Raw genomic sequence first — 21,080 nt, 5'->3', positions numbered from 1 at the left:
CGGCACGTTTTCCCTTATGTTAAGCGACCCCTACAAAGCGGCAGCCATGTGCGTGAACGTGTGCGTTCCGGAGCCCACGGACACGGGGGCCTGGTTCGGGAGGTCGACGACGGCGGTGGAGCCGGTGGGAACGGTGACCTCCACGGACAGGTTGCCGGCATCGAGCGACCACGAGATCGAGGCCGTTCCGTACGGGGTCTCGTGCCGAGCACTCGCCGAGGTGAGGCCGCCCCCGGGCCGCGGGCGGAACAGGATGGTCCGGTATCCGGGGGCAGCGGGAGCGAGGCCGGCGACCACGCGGTGCAGCCAGTCGGCCACGGCGCCGAGCGCGTAGTGGTTGAACGAGGTCATGTTGCCGGGATTGATGGAACCGTCGGGCAGCATGCTGTCCCACCGTTCCCAGATCGTAGTGGCTCCCTGCCCCACGGCGTAGAGCCAGGAGGGGCACTCCTCCTCGAGCAGCAGGGCATAGGCGGTCTCGACGTCGCCCACGCTCGTGAGGGCGTCGGTGACGAGCGGTGTCCCGGCGAACCCGGTGGCGATCCGGTTCCCGGCATGGCTCACGAGTTCCGCCAGCCGCTCGCCGCCGCGGCGCCGCTGTTCCTCGGTGGGTGCGAGCCCGAACGCCAGGACGAGTGCATACGCCGTCTGAGCGTCACTGACAACGCGGCCGGACGGGGAGATGAACTCGCGGGCGAAGGCATCGCGGACCTTGCGGGCCAGTTCGCGGTAGTGGAGCTCGTCAGCGGTGTTCCCGAGGACGCTCGCCATCTCGGCGAGGTGCTGGGTGGACCACGCGAAGTACGCGGTCGAGACGAGGTAGCGGTCCGTCGTGGCGTCAGCAGGATCGTGGGGTGGTGCGGCAGGATCGAGCCAGTCGCCGAGCTGCATCCCGGTGTTCCAGAGATAGGACGTCCCCGCGCGCTCGGCCATCAGGTCCACCCACGCCTTGGCGCTCGCGTACTGGGTGGCGAGGATGCCCGTGTCGCCGAAGCGCTCGTACAGTTTCCAGGGAGTCAGGACGGCGACGTCGCCCCAGACCGCGCCCGGCTGGATGGGGGTCCACTCGTCCCCGCCGGGGATCACGGGGACGTACCAGGGCACGGTGCCGTCCTCAAGCTGTTCGGCCGCCACGTCCTTGAGCCAGGAACCGAGCATGCCGGAGCAGTCGTAGAGGAAGGTGGCGGTCGGAGCGAAGACCTGCAGGTCGCCCGTCCAGCCCAGCCGCTCGTCGCGCTGCGGGCAGTCCGTGGGGATGTCCACGAAGTTGCCGCGCATGCTCCAGCGCACGTTCTCGTGCAGGCGGTTGACCCCGTCGTGCGAGCTCTCGAACCAGCCTGTCCGCTCCATGTCCGTGTGGTAGACGCGGGCGGTGATGGCTGCCATCGGATCGTCACCGGTCCAGCCCGTGAGCTCCGCGTAGCGGAAGCCGTGGATGGTGAAGCGGGGCTCCCACTCGACGTCGTCACCCGATGCGATGTAGACGTCGGTCGCCGCAGCACCGCGCAGCGGACGCGTGCCCAGCTCGCCGTTCTCCAGGACCTCGGCATGGCGCAGGCGGATCTCCTGCCCGCCGGCGAGACCCGACAGGCGCAGCCGGAGCCGGCCCACGAGGTTCTGCCCGAAGTCGAGGAGGGTCCTGCCCGACGGCGAGGTGGTCACCGCGATCGGCGACAGTTCCTCGGTGCAGCGGACGGGCGGACCATCGGGGGCCACGAGTGTCGCGGGGTCGCGCGGGACGATCCGCACGGGGGACCAGGCGGAGTCGTCGAACCCGGGCGAGGACCAGTCCGCCGGCTCCTGCCGGGCGTCGTAGTGCTCGCCTTCGTACAGTCCGGTGCTGAGGATCGGTCCGAAGCCCGCACGCCAGGTCTCGTCCGTGCCGAGCACGCTGGTGGAACCGTCGTCGTGCGTGATGTGCAGCTGGGCCAGAAGGGCGACGTCGCTGCCGTACAGGTTCGGGTACCCGCCGTGGAAACCGAGGCGGCCGCGGTACCAGCCGTCGGCGAGCCAGGCGCCGATCGCGTTGCTGCCGGGGACCAGCGCGTCCGTCACGTCATAGGTGGAGTACCGCAGGCGCTGGCCGTACACGGTCCAACCGGGCGCGAGCGCCTCCCTGCCGATCCGCTGCCCGTTGATCTCGACCTCGTAGAGCCCGTGTGCCGTGACATACAGGCGCGCCTCGCGGACGGTCTTCTCCAGGGGGAAGGCTCGGCGGACGAGGGGCGGGCGCCGCAGCGCCTCCGGGTCCTCGTCCCACGCCGGTGCCACGGCATGCGCCGTCCAGTCGGTCGGCTCGAGCAGCCCGGTCTCCGCGATGGAGGCAGGGCTCCAGGCGCTCGGTGCGACGTCGTCCGCCCCCCACACCCGGACGCGCACTGTGACCGATGTGCGCGACGGGAGGTCGGCCGCCGGCCAGGGCACCAGGACCGAGTCGGGGGAGGTGACGACCAGCGACGACCAGGTGTCACTGCCGTGGACCACCTCGATCTCATAGCGCTGCTGTACCCAGCCGGGCTCCGCCGTGGTCTTCCAACTCAGGCGGGGCCGTCGCTCTCCGATCCCCAGGGGCTCGCGGTGGTGCTCGAACGAGACGGGACTGACGGTGATCGGCATGGAGGTTCCTTCGGAGGTGACGTGCCACCAGGGGTGGCAGAAAGCGGGTGCGGCGCAGCGGGAGGGGAGGGCATCAGCCCTTGACGGAGCCGGCGGCCAGGCCCTTCATGACGCGCTGGTTGAGGAAGAGGTAGATGGCCAGGGTCCCGAAGACGTTGATGCAGATGGCCGCGAACAGCGGGCCGTACTGCACCGCCCCGAACTGCCCGGTGAAGTTGAGCAGGCCGACCTGGATGGTGCTGAGGTCGCTGTTGTTCGCGAATGTCAGGGCGATCAGGAGGTCGTTCCAGATGAAGAAGAACTGGACGAGCGCCACGGTGAACACCGCATTGCGGACCATCGGGAACCCGATCGAGACGAAGGAGCGGATGATGCTCGCGCCGTCCAGCGTCGAGGCCTCGAACACCTCGCGGGGCACGGCGCGGAAGTACGTGGCCATCATGAACACCGTGAGCGGGAGGCCGGTGGCGGTGTAGGTGATGATGAGCGGCCACAGCGTCCCGGTCAGCCCGGTCTTGAAGTAGGCCGAGAAGAGGGGGAGAAGGATCATCTGGCCCGGCACCATGATGCCGGTCAGGAAGATCAGCAGGACGCCATTGCGCCCCTTCCAGACCATGACCTCGAGTGCGAACCCGGCGGCCACCCCGAGGACGATGATCAGGGCCAGCGACGGCAGGGTGGCCATGAGCGAGTTGGCCACGAAGACCGCGATGTTGCCGGTGGTCCAGGCCTCGATGTAGTTGTCGAAGTTCAGGGACCCGGGCAGGGCCCAGACGGGATCGTTGAGGAACTCCTGCTGCGTCTTGAACGAACCGAGCACCAGCCACAGCAGTGGGTAGAGCTCGACGACGAGCAGGAGGCCGATCAGCAGTGCGACGGGCAGTTTCGCGAGGCGCTTGCCGGCGCGGGAACGGGAGCGACGGGGCTCCTGGCGCTGCATCGCCTGGAGCGGGGCCTTGCGGGCGGGTACCTGGGTGCTCATGGCTCAGTCCTTGGTGAGGTCGCGGCGCGAGGACCGGAAGATGAAGATGGTGACGATGAGGCACAGCAGCGTCAGCAGCAGGGCGATCGAACTGCCGTACCCGTAGTCACCGAAGGCGAAGGAGGTGCGGAACATGTACAGCGTCAGGGGGGTGGTCGAGGAGCCCGGGCCGCCGTTGGTCAGGGCCACGATGGAATCGAAGACCTTGAGGGTGCCGTTGATGCTGAAGATGATCGAGGACAGCAGGACGGGCATTGACAGCGGCAGCACGATGCTCCGAATGAGCCGCCAGCCGGTGGCGCCGTCGAGCCGGGCCGATTCGAGCATGTCCTCCGGGATGTCCACGAGGCCCGCGTAGAGAAGGACGGCGTAGAAGCCCATGGAGCGCCAGATGTCCATGAGGACGATGACCCAGAAGGCGCTGGATGCGTTGCCGAACCAGTCCACCGATTCGACGCCCACCCCGTTGAGCAGGCTGTTCACGAGCCCGTTCTGCGGGGCGACCTCGAACATCTTCTGGAAGAGCAGCGCGACGGCGACCGTCGGCAGGACCACGGGGAAGAACACGAGGGTGCGGATGATGTTCGAGGACTTCTTCAGGATGAACACGTACATCAGAGAGAGCAGGTAGCCCATGACGATCTGGCCGACCGTGATGACGATGGCGTACCGGACCGTGAAGGAGAGGGCCGTGCGGACCTCGGGGTCGGTGAAGAGCCGGGCGAGATTGTCCGTGCCGGCAAAGGTGAAGCCGGAGATCGCGTTGCCGCTGAAGAACGTGTAGCCCATCGACCAGATGATGGGGACGAGCATCACCAGGGAATACACCAGCAGTGCTGGGCCCAGGAGGATGGCAAGGGCTTTCTTGTCGCCCAGTACTGACTGCATGGTGGTCCTTTGTCTACGTCTTGTGCCCGCGTCGCGAGGGATGCGGTGGGGGGTGCACCGGGGAGGAGGCCGTCTCCTCCTCCCCGGCGCGGACGGCCCTACTTGAGGGCGGACTGCACGGTTTCCATGAACTGCTCGGGGCTCATGCTCCCGGTCACCAGGGGTGCGGCGTTGGTCTGGCTCGCCGTCGTCGCCTGGGTGCCGAAGAGGGCCTCAAACCAGAGGACGCTCTCGCTGGTGCCGGCGATGGTCTCCTGGACCGTCTGCGTGAGCGGGTCGACGTCGACCTCCTCGTTCACCTTGAAGCCCGAGATCGAGCCCTGGTTCTCGAGGGCGGAGCTGCCGTAGTTCTCGGTGATGCACTTCAGCCACTCACCGGTTCCCTCGTTGTAGGCCTTCTGCGAGATGGCCATGGGCAGGCCGACGTTGGCTGCGTACTGGTTGTCGATCCCGGCTCCGCCCTCGACCTCGGGGAACGGCATGAAGCCGATATTCTCGGTGCCGATCTGGTTGGCTGCCTCGTCGTTGAAGTTGGCGAGCACCCAGCTGCCCATGTAGAGCATGCCGGCCTTGCCGTTGAGGAACTGGTTGATGGCGGTGTCGTAGTCGATCGACCCGACACCCTCCCCGAAGTAGCCCTTCTGGCCGAGGTCCGCGACGGCGGCCGCGGCTTCGACGTACTCGGGGTCGGTGAGCTTGGCGTCGCCGTCGGCGACCTTCTGCAGTGCGTCCTTGCCGAGGTTGCTGAAGAGATAGCCGCTGATGAGGCGGGTGAGCGGCCAGCCCTGCTCGCCCGAGGCGGAAAGAGGCGTGACGCCGGAGGTGTTCAGCGTGTCCGCAGCCGCGGTGAAGTCGTCCCAGGTCTGCGGGACCTCGATGCCGTTGTCCGCGAAGAGCTGCTTGTTGTACCAGATGCCCTCGACGTTGTACTGGTAGGGCAGCACGTTGAAGCCTCCGTACAGCGCCTTGATCGTGTCGATCGCCGCGGGCTCCACTTGGTCGAGAACGTCGAGGTCGGTCAGTGTTGCTTCCAGGTCGAGGACGTTGCCCGACGCTGCCAGTTCCTTCGTCAGCGCGGGGGCGTTGCCGGCCGCGAACTGCACCGGGAGGGCACCCTGTCCTGCGAGCAGCTGGAGCTGCTGGTCCAGGTTCGTCTGGGGGACGGTGTCCACCTTGAGGGGCATCGCGTCGGCGGCGGTCTTGCACTGGTCGCCGGCCAGGGTCTCCAGCTCCGTGGAGATCGTGGTGTTCTCGACGTTCGTGAGGAAGGAGAACTCTCCGGCCCCTGCCTCACCGCCGCCCCCGCCGTTGTCCGAGCTGCCTGCGCCGCAAGCGGTCAGCAGGAGCGATGCGGTGCTGAGTCCTACGCCCAGGAGCAGCATCCGGTTCTTCGTCCGCATGGTGGCCACGTTTTCCTCCTTGAAAGTGTGCGCCCCGTTATTGAAGCGTTTCAATAATCGAGAGTAGGGCCGCTGGGCGAGTGTGTCAACTGTCACAATCACCGCTGCGGCACCGCTTCCGGAGGTGGCCTCTCCGGGCGGTTGAGGCACCGCGCACGGCGAGGACCCGCCCGTCGCCGGCGACGGGCGGGTCCTCACCCGGGTCGGTCAGCCGAGGGTCAGCGCGGAGTGCAGCGGCAGCTCCTGCGAGGAACCTCCCACCTTGACGGTGAACGTCCCGCCGGGCACGGTCCACGTGTCCCCGGCCGGGTTCCAGATCGAGAGCGGGTGGTCAGGACCCGTGGCATCCACGACGACGTGCACCTGCGTCGTTTGATGAGGCTTGAGGGTCACCTTCTCGAATCCCACCAGGCGCTTGCCGGGTTCGCCGGAGGCTTCCGGCAGTGTCAGGTAGACCTGACCCACCTCGGAGCCTGCCACGGATCCGGTGTTCGTGATCTGGAACGTGATGTCCAGCGTCGTGGTCCCGGTCTTCCGGTCCACCACGGGCCTGACCCGCAGGTTCCGGTAGTCGAAGTCCGTGTAGGACAGCCCGTGCCCGAAGGCGAAGAGCGGATCGATGCCCTGCGCGTCGTACCACTTGTGCCCGATGGCCAGGCCCTCCGTGTAGTTCACCTGGCGGATCTCCCGCGAGCCGGCAGGCGCCGTCGTCGTGCCGTTCGAGTAGACGCCCGGGTACTGCTCCGCGGTGCGGGTCGGGGTGTCGGCGAGCGACGCCGGGAACGTCATCGGCAGTTTCCCGGACGGGTTGACGTCCCCCCAGAGCAGGTTGGCGAGCGCGGGTCCCTGCTGCTCGCCGGCGTACCAGGTCTCCAGGACGGCTTCCGCGTCGTCCAGCCACGGCATCTCCACGGCGCTGCCCGTCTGGAGGACGGCGACAGTGGCGGGGCTGGCCGCAGCGACGGCCTGGATGAGTGCGTTGCCGTTGCCGTCGAGCCGGAGATCCGCCAGGTCGTTGAACTCGCCGGAGGTGTAGTACCCGACGACGACGGCGACATCCGCCTGCGCGGCCACCGCTGCGGCTGCGACGGGGTCCGACCCGTCATGAAAGACGACGGTCGATCCTTCGGCCGCCGCCCGCTCGCGGAGAGCGTCCTCGATCGTCACGACCTGCGAGCAGTCGAGCGTGTTCGGCGAGCCGAAGGGCCACGTCATGCTGCAGGTCGTCTGGGCGCTGACGCCGTTGGTCGTGGTGCGGGAGGCGGTGGGGCCGATGACGGCGATGCTCTTCGGGGATGCCGAGAGCGGCAGGACGCCGTCGTTCTTCAGGAGCACTGTGCCCTCCTCGACGGCCCGGCGGGCGATGTCCTTGTGCTCGGCCGAGGACACCGACGTGGTCGTAGGGGTCGGCAACGGCGTGTCGAACAGGCCTCCCCGGATGTACGACCGGACGACGTTGAACGCGGCACCGTCGATCTGCTCCTCCGTGATCTCGCCGCTGGCCAGCGCCTCATCCAGGAGCTTCGGGGTGAAGTAGATGGGCCGGTTCAACTCCTGGTCCAGCCCCGCGTCGATGGACGCGCCGGTGGAGTGCACCGCCCCGAAGTCCGACATGACGTACCCGTCGAAGCCGAGCTTCGCGCGGAGGGTGTCCTTGAGCAGCGGGTTCTCGCACCCGTACACGCCGTTGATCTGGTTGTAGGAGCACATGATGCTCTCAGGGCCGCCCTCGGCGATCGCGATCTCGAAGGGCAGGTCGTAGGCCTCGCGCAGCGTCCGTTCGTCGATGTTCGAGGAGCTCGCGTTCCTCGAGAGCTCCTGCTCGTTCGCCACGAAGTGTTTCAGGTTGGACAATACGGGCTTGCCGGGATTGCCCTCCTCGATCCCGCGGATGGCAGCACCGGCGAGCGAGCCGCTGAGGAGCGAGTCCTCCCCGAAGTACTCCGCGGTCCGGCCGGACAGGGGTGTCCGTCCGCTGGCGATCCCGGGGCCGAGGACCACGTTCTTGCCCTTGTCGAAGGCCTCGGCGCCCTGCGCCGCGCTCTTCTCGTACACGAGGTCCCGGTTCCAGGTGGCACCGAGGGCGATGGGGGCCGGGAAGGCCGTGACTCCCTGCGTGAACCGCACGCCGTCCGGGCCGTCGGTGTAGACGACCCGCGGAGTGCACGGCAGTTGCGGCTCGTAGGCCACGCCGCTGAAGGAGGTGGCTGCGGGATCATTGGCAGGCTGCTCGACGAGCCACCGGTATTTCTGGCCGAGCGAGCTCGCGTCCAGCAGGATCCGGGCCCGCTCGTCGGGGGACCGGGTGGTATCCATCCACGGGCAGTCGGCGGGGTACGGGGAGCCGGTCGCGTCCGCGGCGGGCAGGGCGGCCGCCGCGAGGGGTGCCGACGCGAGCAGGCTCGTGACGGCGATGACGGAGAGGACTCTCCGTCGGGCTGGGTTCTTCATGTGTCCTCCTTGACATTTTTGAAGCGCTTCAATTTTTGGCCGCCGCATGGTCTCCTGGGTGGGATGAGAGGGATCGGCATCGATGGGCGCGGAGTGTGGTCTGCGCCTCACGTATCGATCAACCTAGGGGCGGGATGCCGACCGGGTCAAGCACCGCCGCAGGGGCACCGATCTTTCCTCCCGGCACTCCGGTTCCCGCGCAGCGGTCCGAAGCCCGTCGCGCGGGTCATCCGCGCCGGGTCCCGTGCGGTCGGGTCAGCCCAGCAGCGACCGGCCGTCCAGCCGATGGTAGGAGCGGTTGTGGTAGACCAGTGGCGCGACGTCGTCCCGTGTGCCCTGCTCGATGGACAGGACCTCGGCGGCGAGGATCATCGATCCGCCGACGGGCAGGCGGTGCAGGGTGCGGCAGCGCAGAGCCCAGGGTGCGTCGGTCAGGAGGGGCTCGCCCGAGGGGAGCGGGCGCCACTCGACGGCGCCCCCGAAGCGGTCGGTGCCCCGCGCGGCGAACAGGCGGGCGATGGCGAGCTGGTCCGCGCCGAGGAGGTGCACCACCAGGGTGTCCGCCCGGACGAGGGCGGCGGCTGACGACGAAGCCGTCGACACGAAGAAGGCGAGGACGGGCGGCTCCGCCGAGACCGACGACACGGATGAGGCCGTCAGTCCCACCGGGCCGTCCGGGCCCTGGGCGGTGATGACGGCGATGCCGGCCGGGTGGGCGCGGAAAGCATCCTTGAAGAGTTCCGCAGGAGGGGCGGCGTGGCCGGTGGGGGCTGTCATGCAGTCAACGCTAGAACCTCAACAAAGGTTGAGGTCAAATCGGCACTCATGGGTCGAGGAGGGTCGATGGGATGCCCCTGGAGCCGGCGGCGTCGTTCGGATTGACGAAGCCGCAGGTCGCCAGCGACAGGCAGCCGCAGCCGATGCATCCGCCCAGCCGGTCCCGCAGGTGCTCCAGCTGGGCGATGCGTGCCTGGATCTCCTGCTGCCATGCGGCCGAGAGCCGCTGCCAGTCCTCCTGGTCGGGCACGCCGTCGCTGGGGAGTTCCGCGAAGGCCCGTGCGACGGTGGCGAGCGGGATTCCGGCGCGCTGGGCCGCTCCGATGACGGCGACCCTGCGCAGGACCGACCTGTCGTACCGCCGCTGGTTGCCCGAGGTCCTGCGGCTACGGATCAGGCCCTGGCGCTCGTAGAAGTGCAGGGCCGAGACGCTCATGCCGCTCCGCGCGGCGAGTTGCCCCACGGAGAGGTCCTGGTCGCCGGCCACCGTGCTCCTTCCTGCTGCAGTCTGCGCTTCCCCCCCGCCGTCGTGCCGGCGTAGCCGCCGTGGGTCGGCGGCGGGTCTGGCCTGCGGCGTCGTGCACGGCTTGTGCGGCCCGGTGGCCCGATCCGTCGGCGTGTTGCCCTGCGACACGCACTTTGCGCACGAAACCCGTGCACGACGCCGCACGTGCGAGCGGCGCCCACTCGCTACGCGCCGATTCGCTACGCGCCGAGGAGCTCGCGGACGTACTGCTTCAGCGGAGTCGTGGGCCGGCCGATGATGCGCGAGAGGGTGCCGTCGCTCTCGGCGAGCAACCCGGCGGCGATGTTCGCGTCGAGCGCTGCGACGAAGCTTGCCGTGCCCTCGTCGAGCCCGAGACCTTTCAGGGCGGCGACGTGCTCGTCGGTGGAGACCTGGTTCACCGTGACGGAGGTGCCGGCGACCTCGGAGACGGTGGCGGCGAGTTCGTCGAAGGTCCAGGGCTCGTCCCCTCCGAGTTCGAGGATCTCGCCTGCGTACTCGTCGGACAGCAGCACCGCGGCCGCGGCCTCGGCATAGTCCCGGCGGGTCGCGCTCGCGATCCTGCCGCTGCCGGTACTGGTGAGGATGCTGCCGGTCGAGGCTGCCTGGCGGATCGTGTCGTCGTAGTTCTCGGTGTACCAGTTGTTGCGCAGCACGGTGTAGGTGAGGCCGGAACCCTTCAGGAGCCCTTCGGTCGCCTTGTGCTCGGGAGCCAGGACGAGGTCCGACGTCGTGGCCTTCGGCGCGCTCGTGTACACCAGTTCCGCGCCCACCTTGCGGGCGGCGTCGATGACGGCCTTGTGCTGCACGGAGCGCTGTCCCACCTCGTTGCCGGAGATGAGGAGGATCTTCCCGGCACCCACGAAGGCGGCATCGAGGGTCGACGGGTCCGCGTAGTCGATCCGTGCCGCGCGGACGCCGGACGCGGCGAGCTTGGCCAGCGCATCCTCGTTGCGGCCGCCCGCCACGACGGTCGACGGGTCGACGCCGCGCGCCAGCAGCTCCTCGACGACCTGGCGGCCGAGGTGTCCGGTGGCTCCGGTGATGACGATGGTCATGGATGTCCTCCTGTTCGGCACCCGTTCGGTGCGTGTACAGGCGCTAACGAGGCGGGCGCCGAAACCCTTCCCGGGACGTACGTCCGGGCACGTTCCCTCCTGACCCTCGGCACGGCTCACGCACCTCGCGCCACTGCCGACCGGCTCCAGGGGCTCGTGGACAACACCCGCGGCCGGGCGGTAGGACTACTGGAGGGGCTCACGCCGCAGCCCCGAGAGCGAAGGACCGCATCCGTGGACGAGCATGCACCGCACGGGCAACGCCGCCTCAGGGTAGGCGTGGTGGGTATCGGCTGGGCCGGGCGCCAGCACCTCGAGGCCTACGGGAACCGGGAGGACGTCGAGCTCGTCGGGGTGGCCGGCATGGAGCCCGTACTCCTCGCCGAGCTCCGCGACGAGTACGGCATTCCGCATGCGGTCGCGCGGTGGGAGGACCTCATCGCGCTCGAAGGGCTCGACGCCGTCAGCGTCGCCGTCCCCACGTTCCTCCACGCACCGATTACGATCGCCGCGCTCGACCGCGGCCTCCATGTACTCAGCGAGAAGCCGCTCGCGCGCAACGGTGACGAGGGCTGGCTCATGGTCGACGCGGCACGCAGGGCCGGTCGCGTGCTCGACGTCGCGTTCAACCACCGCCGGCGGGGCGGCATCACTGCCCTCAAGCGCATCATCGACGACGGCGGACTCGGCCGTCCCTACTATGCCAGGGCGTCCTGGCTCCGCCGCTCCGGCATCCCGTCGCTGGGGAGCTGGTTCACCAATCGGGAGATGGCAGGCGGCGGGCCCCTCGCGGACATCGGCGTCCACGTGCTCGACTACGCGCTGTACCTGCTGGGCGAGCCGACGGTCCTCTCCGTCTCGGCGTCGACCTACGCGGAACTGGGACCCCGGGGCCGGGGCGGGGGAACCTACGGTGCACAGGCAGCAGGCTCGGCGTTCGAGGTGGAGGATTTCGCCTCGGCCTTTCTCCGGCTCGACGGCGGCGCGACCCTCCTCGTCGAGGCCGGCTGGGCCGCCTATCGCGATGCGGACGACCTCATGGATTTCCGGGTCTACGGGACCGACGGCGGCGCCGAGATGACCAGGATTGGTGCGCCGAGCGACGCCGTGGAAACCCTTCACGTGTTCACCGAGGACGGCGACTACGATCCGGAGATCGGTCCGCCCCTGGGCCACCGGGGTGTGGTCGACGACTTCCTCGCCGCCATCCGTGCGGGCGAGTCCGAGTGGGGCAGGCACGACGGCTCACTCGCGCTCGCCCGGGCCCGCATCATCGACGCCTGCTACGCATCCGCAGCCCAGCACCGGGAGGTCCAGCTCTGATGGCACACGAAGAGGCACACGACATGGGGAACGGCAGGGAGAACGGCAGGGAGAACGGCAGGGAGAACGACAGGGAGAACGACAGGACGTTCGACAGCAAGCCCGCCATCATCGTGTGGAACGAGGGCGTCCACGAGGCCCGCAACGAGCCCGCGACCATCGGCGCCATGTACCCGCGGGGCATCCATGGAGCCATCGCCGATTCCCTCGCCCGCTACTTCCCGGGCTCGGACATCACGACGGCGACCCTGGCGGACCCGGAACACGGACTCACCGAGGAGCGGCTCGCGGGCACCGATGTGCTGCTTTGGTGGGGGCACATCGCCCACGGCGAGGTGTCGGACGACGTCGTCGACCGCGTGCACCGGCACGTCCTCGGCGGCATGGGCCTCGTGGTGCTGCATTCCGGCCACTTCTCGAAGATCCTCACGCGGCTCCTCGGCACCACGTGCTCGCTGAAGTGGCGGAACGACGGTGAGCGCGAGCTCGTGTGGACCGTCAAGCCGTCCCACCCCATCGCCGCGGGTATCGAGAGTCCGATCGTCATCCCGGAGCAGGAGATGTACGGTGAGCTCTTCGACATCCCGGAACCCGACGACCTGATCTTCATCAGCTCCTTCGAGGGCGGAGAGGTGTTCCGGTCCGGCGTGACCTTCTCGCGGGGCAAGGGCCGGATCTTCTACTTCAGCCCGGGCGACCAGGAGTACCCCGTCTACCACCATCCCCAGGTCCAGCGCGTGATCGCCAACGGCGTCGACTGGGTGGCACAGCCCGGCGGCGACCGCGCCGTACCCGGCGTCGGGAATCCTGCGCGCGGCTGGTTCCTGGAGGGCTAGGGGGTTTCTCCTAGTGGTTGGAGCCAGAGAGTGCGATGGCTCTGAGGACGGCTGCGCCGCGGTAGGTGAGGGCGAGCTTGTCGTAGCGGGTAGCAAGTCCACGCCATTACTTGCCGAGGTTGAAGGAACGTTCTACGACGTTGCGTCTCTTGTAGTCCTCGACGTCGTAGCCCACAGGCCTGCCGCCGTTGCTGCCGCGGCGTTTGTGGTGTCCTTGCTGGTCAGAGGGCTCCGGAATGACCGCGATGATCCCGCGGGAGCGCAGATGCTGCCGAATCGCGCGGAACGAGTAGGCTTTGTCACCACGGACGCTCCGGTCGGGAGCGTGGCGTCCATGGCTCGGCCGGGCGACGCGGAGGTGGTCCATCAGGATCTTCGAACATCGGCGCGTCGCCAGCCTGGCCCGGTTTGATGAGGACCACCAGGGGCAGTCCTCGCCGGTCGACGAGGTGATGGATCTTCGTGCTCAGCCCGCCCCTCGACCGGCCGATGCCGTAATCAGCGGGTTCTTCCCGGAGTTTCTTGTAACTCGACAGGGCCCCCTGGGTCACCTGCAACCCGGGGCAGGTTCGTTGCGTGCTGATGAGCGCGGTTGACCGTGGAATTTACGCTCACGCTCCAGTCGATCTGCCCGGTCGCCTCCGCGTCGGCCAGCAGCTCGGCGTGCAGTCGGTCCCAGGTGACACCACCGCAAGTAGCGGCGGTGTCGTTTCCACAACGTCTGCCACGACCCGAGGTCCCTTACTGGTCTCGGCGGGTCAGTTTGTTCCACCGGGCGCTGAGCCCCCACCGCGTGACGCTGGCGATCGCCTCGAACACGATGTTGCCGCTCATCTTCGACGCTCCGAGCTCCCGCTCCACGAACGTGATGGGGACCTCCACGATGGTGAGGCCGAGACGGGCGACGCGGAACGTCATGTCCACCTGGAAGCCGTAGCCGACGGAGTCCACGGCCGAGAGGTCGAGTGCTTCGAGGGTGGAGCGGCGGAACGCCCGGTAACCGGCGGTGATGTCCCGGACCCGCAGCCCGAGCATCAGGCGCGAATAGGTGCTGCCCCCGCGCGAGAGGAGCTTGCGGTGGGCAGGCCAGTTCACCACGCTGCCGCCGGGAACCCAGCGACTGCCGATCACCAGGTCCGCGCGGTCCACCGCGTCGAGCAGGCCCTGCAGCTGTTCGGGCTTGTGCGACCCGTCGGCGTCCATCTCCACGAGCACGTCGTAGTCGCGCGCCAGCGCCCAGCGGAAGCCGGCGATGTAGGCGGCCCCGAGGCCTTCCTTGCCGGTCCGGTGCAGCACGTGGACCTGGTCGTCAGCCGCCGCAGCCCGGTCAGCGAGATCCCCGGTACCGTCCGGGCTGTTGTCGTCCACGATGAGGACGTCCGAGTCCGGCACTGCCGCGCGCAGGCGGGCGAGGGTCAGCGGAAGTGACTCAATCTCGTTGTAGGTGGGAATGATCGTGACGACTCGCACGCAGGTAGGCCTTTCCATCGGGGGTGCGCATAGCGCAGGGACCGGCCCCGGACGGGGAGCCGATCTGCAAGCATAGGTTATTCTGCTGGCGCCAAAATTTTCTCAGCGCGGACTGCTGAGAAAGTAGCAGCAAAAATAATCTGCACCTGAGGGCACTGCCGGACGTGCAGCACATCGCTGCTTACGTGCACACCGGCTAATCCGTTGTCATCATTCCTGAAAGAAGCCACCCGAACCACAGTCGAATGGCCCACTGTCGAGATCATTGGCCCCAGAACGAGGATGCGCGTGCCTCTGGTTCCTTAGTAGCTATTCGCCAAGCATTAAAACTGTGAAGACATCAAGGTGTCTGGTCTGTTTCTAGCACCGGCCCCGCTCGCTCAGGACTGTCACGAGATGAACGCCAGGAACCGCCCCGGCAGGGTCTGCTCTCGCATCGTCAGGGCCATGACCGACTACTCGGGAAAAACCTCATCAAGCGAGTAGTTCGCGGCAGATATTAGGTACCGAATACTCGTGTTTAAGCCATGGGGCTTTACTACGGTCAAAGCATGGGTCGCATGTCCGAGGTCCAATAATCCTCGTTGACTACCGATCGGGCCGTCATGAAGCACCACTCTCGTGGGTGCATGGACGTGTACCGACTCTCAGCGCTGATCGCCCGCAACTTCGAGTCGTGGTCATCGCGTCCTTCCTTTTACTCGTGAGCTACGCCCACGAGTAAAAGGCATGTGGTCACGCCTATGTCAGTGAACGTGGATAAGGACAGGGCGTTCAGATCCACCAGCTATAGGGGAGTCTCATTGGCCTTGGTCAACAATGAAGGAACGGTTCGGTCGGCCGTCACGGCGGAAGAACAAGCCGAAACCGACGGTGTCATCAACCCGAGTCAGTCGAGCTTCGCGTGGCTGATGCCGCCCGGTGACGAGGAAAAATACTCCTACCTGCGCACGCCGCAGCACCGCTGGGTGTTCTGGGTCTCCGCCCTGGCCATGGCCGGGGTGGTTGTCAGCTTCGTGGGCCTGGCTACGCAGTCCTACTGGACCCTGATCTTCCTTCTGCCCCTGATCCTGCTTGTCACCGAACAGGTCCTGAGCCTGTGGACCTCGACCTTCCGTCGACGCGTGTCGATGACCGACCACGCGGCCACCGTCGAGCTGTGGAACCCCGACCGGGTGCCGAGCGTCGACGTCTTCATCCCTACCTACGGCGAGGACCTGGAGGTGCTGGCGAACACAGCTCACCACGTCCAGAATCTGATGTGGCCGGGCGACCTGACGGTCCATGTGCTCGATGACGCCGGGCGCGCCGAGGTCCGCGATCTCGCTGCTCGCAGCGGCTTCGAGTACCTGGCCCGCGATGGCAGCGCCTACAAGAAGGCAGGGAATCTCCAGCACGCCTACGAGCACACGTCCGGCGACCACGTCGTGATCTTCGATGCGGACTTCGTGCCCCGGCCCGATTTCCTGGTGGAGCTCGTGCCGTACATGGACGATCCCACGGTCGGCATCGTGCAGAGCCCGCAGCACTTCTACACCGACCGTTCCATGTCCTGGTTGGAGCGGTGCGCCGGCGCCACCCAGGAACTGTTCTACCGGTTCATCCAGCCCTCGCGTGATGCGGTGGGCGGGGCGATCTGCGTCGGCACGTCGGCCGTTTACCGTCGTGAGGCGCTGGACGCGATCGGCGGCTTCCCGCTGATCGGTCACAGCGAGGACGTCTATACCGGCCTGCACATGCAGGAGCAGGGCTACCAGCTCAAGTACGTGCCGACGCTGGTCTCCCGGGGTCAGTCTCCGACAGACGTTGATTCCTTCATCGCCCAGCAGTACCGGTGGTGCGAGGGCTCGATGTCGCTCGTAGCAGCGAACTCATTCCACGACACCCCCGCGCTGACCCTGCGCCAGCGGGTGAGCTTCTGGTCGGGATTCCTGTACTACATGAGCACCGCGATGATCGCGCTGCTCGCGCCCATTCCCTTGCTGGTCATGGTGTTCCTGTTCGCGCAGAACGTCACCCCGCTCAACTCCCTGCCCCTGTTGGGCGCGGTAGCCCTGTGGCTAATCGTGCTGCCGTCCGTCTCCCTGGGCCGCTGGCGGCTGGACGTGCTGCGGGTGCAGACCATCTACGGCTTCGCCCACCTTTTCTGCATCGCCGACATGTTCCGGGGCCTCGTTGCGGAGTGGGTGCCGACCGGCAGCACATCGATGCAGGTACCCATCGGTCAGCGCGTGCGCTCCTTCATGGGGCCGTACATACTCATCACCCAGGCGCTGACCCTCGTCGGCCTCGGTCTGGGCGTTTACCGGTTCGGCATCGACCAGTTCTGGGCCAGCATCGTCCTCTTCGCGCTCTCGGCCTACGTGTTCATCCCGGTCGGGACACTCGCGATGGGCTGGGGCCGCACCACCGCCGCTGACACGGCCACTGAGACGACCGCGACGACGATGGAGGAGGCACGATGAGCACGGCCATCGACACTCGTTCGACGTGGCGGGCAGCGGCAGAGTCCTTCTTGCCGCCGGACAAACGGGCCGGAGCAGGCCGGTACATCCGCCAGATTCCGATCGCCCTGATCCTGCTGGTGCAAGCGATCTCGGCATTGCGACTGAGCAATACGGCGTTCCAGGACGAGGCCCTCTACCTCTACACCGGTGACTGGATCATGCAGTCCTGGGCAAACCCAACCGTCGAGGTGTACACCGACCCCGAGACGTTCTTCTCCGGCGCACCAATGCTCTACCCGGTGCTGGGGGCGTTCCTGGACCAGCTCGGCGGCTTGACCCTCGCCCGGCTGTTCTCCACGGCCTGCATGCTCAGCGCAACGGTGGCGGTCTACTGGGCCGCAAACGTTCTCTTCGAGCACCATGCCCGGCCGCGCACGGCGGGCATTTTCTCCGCATTCGTCTTCGCCCTGTCCGCGCCGGTCATCTTCCTGTCCAACTTCGCCACCTTCGACGCCCCCAGCTTCGCCCTCATCGCCTGGGCAGCGGCTCTGAGCATCTGGTCGAGCAAGCGCAACCGCTCGGTCCTGTGGGGCGTGGCGATCGGGGCCCTGTGCTCCCTGGCCGTACTGCTGAAGTACTCCTCGGCCGTGGACGTCCCCTTCGTCCTGCTGCTGACGCTGGTCGTCGGCTGGGCGGTGCGTGCCACCCGGAAGCGGGCGGTGGCGCGCGGAGTAGTCGCCGGCCTCACCACACTGGCGCTACTGATCGGCTCCGTGCTGACCTGGGCTTCGGAGCTTGTGGTCGGCCTCCAAATGACCACAACGGACCGGACCGCAATGAGCGAGACACCCGTCTGGGATCTAGTCAGCGACGTCGGGGTCTGGGCCGGAGTCACCTTCGTCCTGATGATCAGCGGTGGAATCTACCTCATGCGCCGCCAACCGATCCTCGCGGTAGTGCTGCTGGCAGGCACGGTGGCGGCCCCCGGCTACCAGATCTTCACAGGCGAGGCAGTATCCCTGCACAAGCACCTGGTGCTGGGCATGATCTTCGGCGCACCACTGGCCGGAGTTCTGCTCTCAGCCTTGGTGCGGGCCGCCCGGCGGATCACCGTCCTGCTCGTCGTGGGAATTTGCTACGCCGCGCTCATGACCGGGCTCATCCAGTCCGAGAAGCTCTACAGCGCCTGGCCGGACACCACCCCCCTCCATGACACTGTCGAGTACGCGGTGGACTCCATGCCGTGGATCCGTGCGATGACCGAGGTCCCCGAGCCCTTGACCTACTCACTGGGAGACAAGACCGACCCGTGGCAGTGGACGGCGACCTACCAAAACTCGTTCTCCTACGACGATCCCGACGAGAACGGCCAGGAGTTTCAAGGATTGGAGGCCTACCAGCACGCACTGGAGGACAACTACTTCCAACTCGTCGTCCTGGACGGCAGCACGGAAACGGGGCAGCAGCTGCAGCCGGAAACGTTCGGGTTCGCCCTGACCGACACGGTCACTGACCCCGACACTGACCACACCTGGCGGATCTACCAGAGGTTTGACGGTATCCAGCAGTAAATTCGCGCTGACGCCGAAGGGCTCGCTCCAACTGGAGCGGGCCCTTTCCACTGCCGCGGAAGGGGAAGCAGTTCAGGCACACCACGGAGGACATCCCGCTTCGATGCAGCACTTCCTGCCGGCTATAAGCGGGCCTTATCGATCAGTTCCTGGGCGCGTTCCGGGAAGAACGCACCGGCGGGAGGACCTCCGTTGCAGGTGCCGTCCGACTCGCCGGGAGTCTTGATCCAAAGGAGAGCATCGACGTTCGGGATTCCGGGGTTGAGGGTCGGTAATTTCCCGAGTCCCTGCCCGGTCGGGTTGCACCATGTGGTGGCTGTAGCGACACCGTTCCGGCTCGTATCCACGATCATCTTCCACGGGAGCTTGGAAGCCGCGATGACCCTGTTTCCGTAGTCGATGATGGAGGCGTTCGAGTTGTGAGCGGCGACGTTCACGCTGACGCCGTCGACGGTGCCACCAGCCGGGATGATCGTCTTGATGCGCCGCTGCATTTCGGTGGGGTCGATCCAGTTGGAAGCGTCAACGTAGACCTTCGCGTTCGGGTTCTCCTTAAGCTTCTGCACGGCGTACTTCATGGCGTCGGATCGTTCAACCTGGCGGGCGGCCGTCAGGTCGCTGTAAAGCGCGAGGGCATCCGGCTCCAGAGAAATAATGACCGGCGCGGTGCCGAGTCCCGCCGCGAGCTTGTCGACCCACAGCTTGTAGGCCGCGACGCTACTGGCCCCACCAGCCGAAAAGTTGTTACCGTCGCGCCCGGGAATGTTGTAAACGACCAGCGGGATTGTCTTCCCTCCTGCGTCCTTGCGAAGCTGCGCGGCGCGAGCCTGAATGTCAGCCTCCCAGTCGCCTACCCATATACCCGTCGGCGTGGTTTTCAGCACGTCGAATCCGGCAAACTGGTCGACCTGCCCTGGACCGTCGTACAGGACCCCCGTGGTCGTGGAAGCCGGGGCTGTTGCAGCAGGGACAGTGAGGTTCTGTTCCACCGACTTAAGAAGCACGGCCCCCCAGGTGTAGGAACCCGCGGGAGGTCCATCGAACACCATCAATCGAAGTTCGTAGACGCCCGCAGGGAGTGCCGGGAGGCTGAGGTTCTGGGTCGTCGTCCCGGTGAGGTCCCGGCCCTCCACGAACACGTCCGCTTTCCGGACGTTGTTCTGCCACGCTTCGACGTAGACGACCTTGTTTCCCTGGGTTCCCGACGGGGAGGTGATGGTCACGGCGAGAGGCGTCGGCTTCCCGGCAGCCGCAGATCCGTAGCGGATCGACCCGTCCCAGGTGGCGGCGGCCGTGGTGGGTGATGGAGCGGGGGTGGGGCTGGTGCTGGGGGCGGGCGCGTCCGTGTCGTTTGCCTCGATCCACGCTTCGACGGCCGTGAGCCGCTGGGCCAGGCAGGCCGTTTCTGCCGTGGTACAGGGGGCGGTGAAGTCGGTGGCCGCCGCAGCACTCGAGGCAGCGATCATCATCCCGATTACTGCCAGAGCAAGAACCTTCATGGGTCTGAGACGCATCGTGCTTCCTTACGTGAGCCGCGGGTTCGACGCTCGAGGTTGCTTCGAACCCAGCAGAATCCGGGCCTGAGCCAGCCGGATGAATTCCCAGAAAGACTACCTATCTGTGACTCCTGTTACAGATGATTTAGGTGTGAAAGCGGAATCTTGGGCAAAACCTGCGGCTGTCTGATGAACCACCTTCACGTTGCCCGGCCAGGCCAGGACGCCCACGTTCCCGCCCGGACCGAGTCCCCGGCGACAAGACCTACTCGTTTAGGGTGATCCGGCAGCACCTGCGCTCACACGGGATTGTCGCGGTCATTCTGGAGCCCTCGGACCAGCAAGGGCGGCGGACCGGCGGGATATGACGTAGAGGACTATAAGGGGCGCAACGTTGTCAGGCGTTCCTCCAACCTCGGCAACCAATGGAGCGGACTTGCTACCCGCTGCGACAAGCTCGCGCTGCAGCCGTCCTCAGAGCCACCACACTTTGCTTCAAGCATTAGGAGGCACGCCCTAGCCGATCTGCCAGCCCGAGACGTCGAGGACACGGTCGGCAGCGCCCCTGGTGGCCTCGACGACGCCGGCATTTGGTTCGTCCACGCGCCGGACCCATTCCTCGGCGTCCCCCGGTGACTTTCCAAAGCGGACATGCCGGTCGATCAGCCGGCGGCGGCGGACGTCCGCGTCGAGGTCCACGAACCACACCTCGTCGAGCTGCCGGCGCGCCTCGCGCCAGCCCGGGCGGTCCAGCAGCAGGTAGTTCCCCTCCGTCACTACGAGCGAGACCGAGGGAGCCACCGCGAGTGCATTGGCCAGGGGTTGCTCGAGGGTGCGCTCGAAGGCCGGCGCATAGACCGGGTGGTCCGGGCGGCTCCGCAGCCTCGCGAGCAGGGCGGCGTAGCCGTGGGCGTCGAAGGTCTCCGGGGCACCCTTGCGGTCCAGCAGCCCCTGCCGTGCGAGTTCGGCATCCGCCAGGTGGAAGCCATCCATGGGGACCTGCGCCCGGGCTCGCGGGTCGAGCGCGGCGAGGGCGCCCGCCACCGTCGACTTCCCTGCCCCCGGCGGACCGACGATCCCGATCAGCACACGCCTGCCGTCCGTCGGGACAGGGGCGAGCGGCACGAGGTCCTGCGGTCCGGTGACGACGAGGGCTGGACCCACGTGTCCTCCTCTCGGATCGGTCCCGACGCCGAAGGTACCGGCGGAGGGCTTCTACTCCATCTTGCCCTCCTCGGCCACCGCGGCAAGCGGTGGTGG

15 protein-coding genes and 1 pseudogene are annotated in these 21,080 nt (G+C 67.2%); 4 read left to right on the top strand and 12 right to left on the bottom strand.

The window, feature by feature from the left end:
* Positions 1-30: 30 nt before the first annotated feature.
* The 8 genes from ACX80H_RS14345 to ACX80H_RS14310 form a co-directional block, all read right to left on the bottom strand.
* The gene (locus ACX80H_RS14345; RefSeq protein ID WP_459314065.1) at positions 31-2,616 is read right to left on the bottom strand and encodes a family 78 glycoside hydrolase catalytic domain; all 2,586 of its coding nucleotides are present in this window, start codon (positions 2,614-2,616) and stop codon (positions 31-33) included.
* A gap of 73 nt (positions 2,617-2,689) precedes the next feature.
* Positions 2,690-3,598, bottom strand: a complete 909-nt coding sequence (locus tag ACX80H_RS14340) for a carbohydrate ABC transporter permease (RefSeq protein WP_459314064.1) — start codon at positions 3,596-3,598, stop codon at positions 2,690-2,692.
* Positions 3,599-3,601: 3 nt separating this feature from the next.
* Positions 3,602-4,486: a carbohydrate ABC transporter permease gene (locus tag ACX80H_RS14335; protein ID WP_459314063.1), complete on the bottom strand. Its 885-nt coding sequence runs from the start codon at positions 4,484-4,486 to the stop codon at positions 3,602-3,604.
* 98 nt (positions 4,487-4,584) lie between these two features.
* Positions 4,585-5,886 (bottom strand): ABC transporter substrate-binding protein, encoded by a 1,302-nt coding sequence (locus ACX80H_RS14330; RefSeq protein ID WP_459314117.1) that lies wholly within the window; start codon positions 5,884-5,886, stop codon positions 4,585-4,587.
* Between the two features lie 207 nt (positions 5,887-6,093).
* Positions 6,094-8,337 (bottom strand): beta-glucosidase, encoded by a 2,244-nt coding sequence (locus ACX80H_RS14325; RefSeq protein ID WP_459314062.1) that lies wholly within the window; start codon positions 8,335-8,337, stop codon positions 6,094-6,096.
* 255 nt (positions 8,338-8,592) lie between these two features.
* The gene (locus tag ACX80H_RS14320; protein ID WP_459314061.1) at positions 8,593-9,114 is read right to left on the bottom strand and encodes a flavin reductase family protein; all 522 of its coding nucleotides are present in this window, start codon (positions 9,112-9,114) and stop codon (positions 8,593-8,595) included.
* Between the two features lie 46 nt (positions 9,115-9,160).
* Positions 9,161-9,601 (bottom strand): redox-sensitive transcriptional activator SoxR, encoded by a 441-nt coding sequence (gene soxR, locus ACX80H_RS14315; protein WP_459314060.1) that lies wholly within the window; start codon positions 9,599-9,601, stop codon positions 9,161-9,163.
* Positions 9,602-9,819: 218 nt separating this feature from the next.
* Positions 9,820-10,677: an SDR family oxidoreductase gene (locus ACX80H_RS14310; RefSeq protein ID WP_459314059.1), complete on the bottom strand. Its 858-nt coding sequence runs from the start codon at positions 10,675-10,677 to the stop codon at positions 9,820-9,822.
* A gap of 279 nt (positions 10,678-10,956) precedes the next feature.
* Between ACX80H_RS14310 and ACX80H_RS14305 the strand changes: the two genes are divergently transcribed.
* Complete coding sequence (locus ACX80H_RS14305) at positions 10,957-12,000, top strand: Gfo/Idh/MocA family protein (protein WP_459314116.1); 1,044 nt, start codon at positions 10,957-10,959, stop codon at positions 11,998-12,000.
* The gene (locus tag ACX80H_RS14300) at positions 12,000-12,836 is read left to right on the top strand and encodes a ThuA domain-containing protein (protein ID WP_459314058.1); all 837 of its coding nucleotides are present in this window, start codon (positions 12,000-12,002) and stop codon (positions 12,834-12,836) included. The genes ACX80H_RS14305 and ACX80H_RS14300 overlap by 1 nt, the downstream gene beginning before the upstream one ends.
* Here ACX80H_RS14300 and ACX80H_RS14295 read toward each other — a convergent pair.
* A pseudogene (locus ACX80H_RS14295) lies at positions 12,833-13,584 on the bottom strand (IS5 family transposase); the annotation flags it as partial. The gene ACX80H_RS14300 and the pseudogene ACX80H_RS14295 sit on opposite strands and share 4 nt — an antisense overlap.
* Positions 13,578-14,306: a polyprenol monophosphomannose synthase gene (locus tag ACX80H_RS14290; protein WP_459314057.1), complete on the bottom strand. Its 729-nt coding sequence runs from the start codon at positions 14,304-14,306 to the stop codon at positions 13,578-13,580. The pseudogene ACX80H_RS14295 and the gene ACX80H_RS14290, both read right to left, overlap by 7 nt.
* Positions 14,307-15,115: 809 nt before the next feature.
* Between ACX80H_RS14290 and ACX80H_RS14285 the strand changes: the two genes are divergently transcribed.
* Together ACX80H_RS14285 and ACX80H_RS14280 are read left to right on the top strand one after the other, a co-directional pair.
* Positions 15,116-16,771: a glycosyltransferase family 2 protein gene (locus ACX80H_RS14285; protein ID WP_459314056.1), complete on the top strand. Its 1,656-nt coding sequence runs from the start codon at positions 15,116-15,118 to the stop codon at positions 16,769-16,771.
* Positions 16,768-18,324: an ArnT family glycosyltransferase gene (locus tag ACX80H_RS14280; RefSeq protein WP_459314055.1), complete on the top strand. Its 1,557-nt coding sequence runs from the start codon at positions 16,768-16,770 to the stop codon at positions 18,322-18,324. Before ACX80H_RS14285 ends, ACX80H_RS14280 begins: the two co-directional genes overlap by 4 nt.
* Positions 18,325-18,446: 122 nt before the next feature.
* On the opposite strand, the gene ACX80H_RS14275 is transcribed toward ACX80H_RS14280, so the two are convergent.
* Positions 18,447-19,547, bottom strand: coding sequence for a glycoside hydrolase family 6 protein (locus ACX80H_RS14275; RefSeq protein ID WP_459314054.1), 1,101 nt, complete (start codon positions 19,545-19,547; stop codon positions 18,447-18,449).
* A 789-nt stretch (positions 19,548-20,336) separates the two neighbouring features.
* Positions 20,337-20,984 carry a nucleoside/nucleotide kinase family protein gene (locus ACX80H_RS14270; RefSeq protein ID WP_459314053.1) on the bottom strand — a complete coding sequence of 216 codons (648 nt, stop codon included), beginning with the start codon at positions 20,982-20,984 and terminating at the stop codon, positions 20,337-20,339.
* Between the last annotated feature and the right edge of the window lie 96 nt (positions 20,985-21,080).

The sequence above is a fragment of the Arthrobacter pasteuri genome, assembly GCF_054510955.1.
The sequence above is the reverse complement of the archived record's forward strand: the minus strand, read 5'-3'. Positions and strand labels throughout refer to the sequence as shown.

What these genes read in the sequence shown, in the direction of transcription:
- ACX80H_RS14320 (WP_459314061.1), bottom strand. Translation starts at nt 9,114, where the DNA reads ATGACAGCCCCCACCGGCCACGCCGCCCCTCCTGCGGAACTCTTCAAG.
- ACX80H_RS14300 (WP_459314058.1), top strand. Translation starts at nt 12,000, where the DNA reads ATGGCACACGAAGAGGCACACGACATGGGGAACGGCAGGGAGAACGGC.
- ACX80H_RS14340 (WP_459314064.1), bottom strand. Translation starts at nt 3,598, where the DNA reads ATGAGCACCCAGGTACCCGCCCGCAAGGCCCCGCTCCAGGCGATGCAG.
- ACX80H_RS14280 (WP_459314055.1), top strand. Translation starts at nt 16,768, where the DNA reads ATGAGCACGGCCATCGACACTCGTTCGACGTGGCGGGCAGCGGCAGAG.
- ACX80H_RS14310 (WP_459314059.1), bottom strand. Translation starts at nt 10,677, where the DNA reads ATGACCATCGTCATCACCGGAGCCACCGGACACCTCGGCCGCCAGGTC.
- ACX80H_RS14335 (WP_459314063.1), bottom strand. Translation starts at nt 4,486, where the DNA reads ATGCAGTCAGTACTGGGCGACAAGAAAGCCCTTGCCATCCTCCTGGGC.
- ACX80H_RS14330 (WP_459314117.1), bottom strand. Translation starts at nt 5,886, where the DNA reads ATGCGGACGAAGAACCGGATGCTGCTCCTGGGCGTAGGACTCAGCACC.
- ACX80H_RS14345 (WP_459314065.1), bottom strand. Translation starts at nt 2,616, where the DNA reads ATGCCGATCACCGTCAGTCCCGTCTCGTTCGAGCACCACCGCGAGCCC.
- ACX80H_RS14325 (WP_459314062.1), bottom strand. Translation starts at nt 8,337, where the DNA reads ATGAAGAACCCAGCCCGACGGAGAGTCCTCTCCGTCATCGCCGTCACG.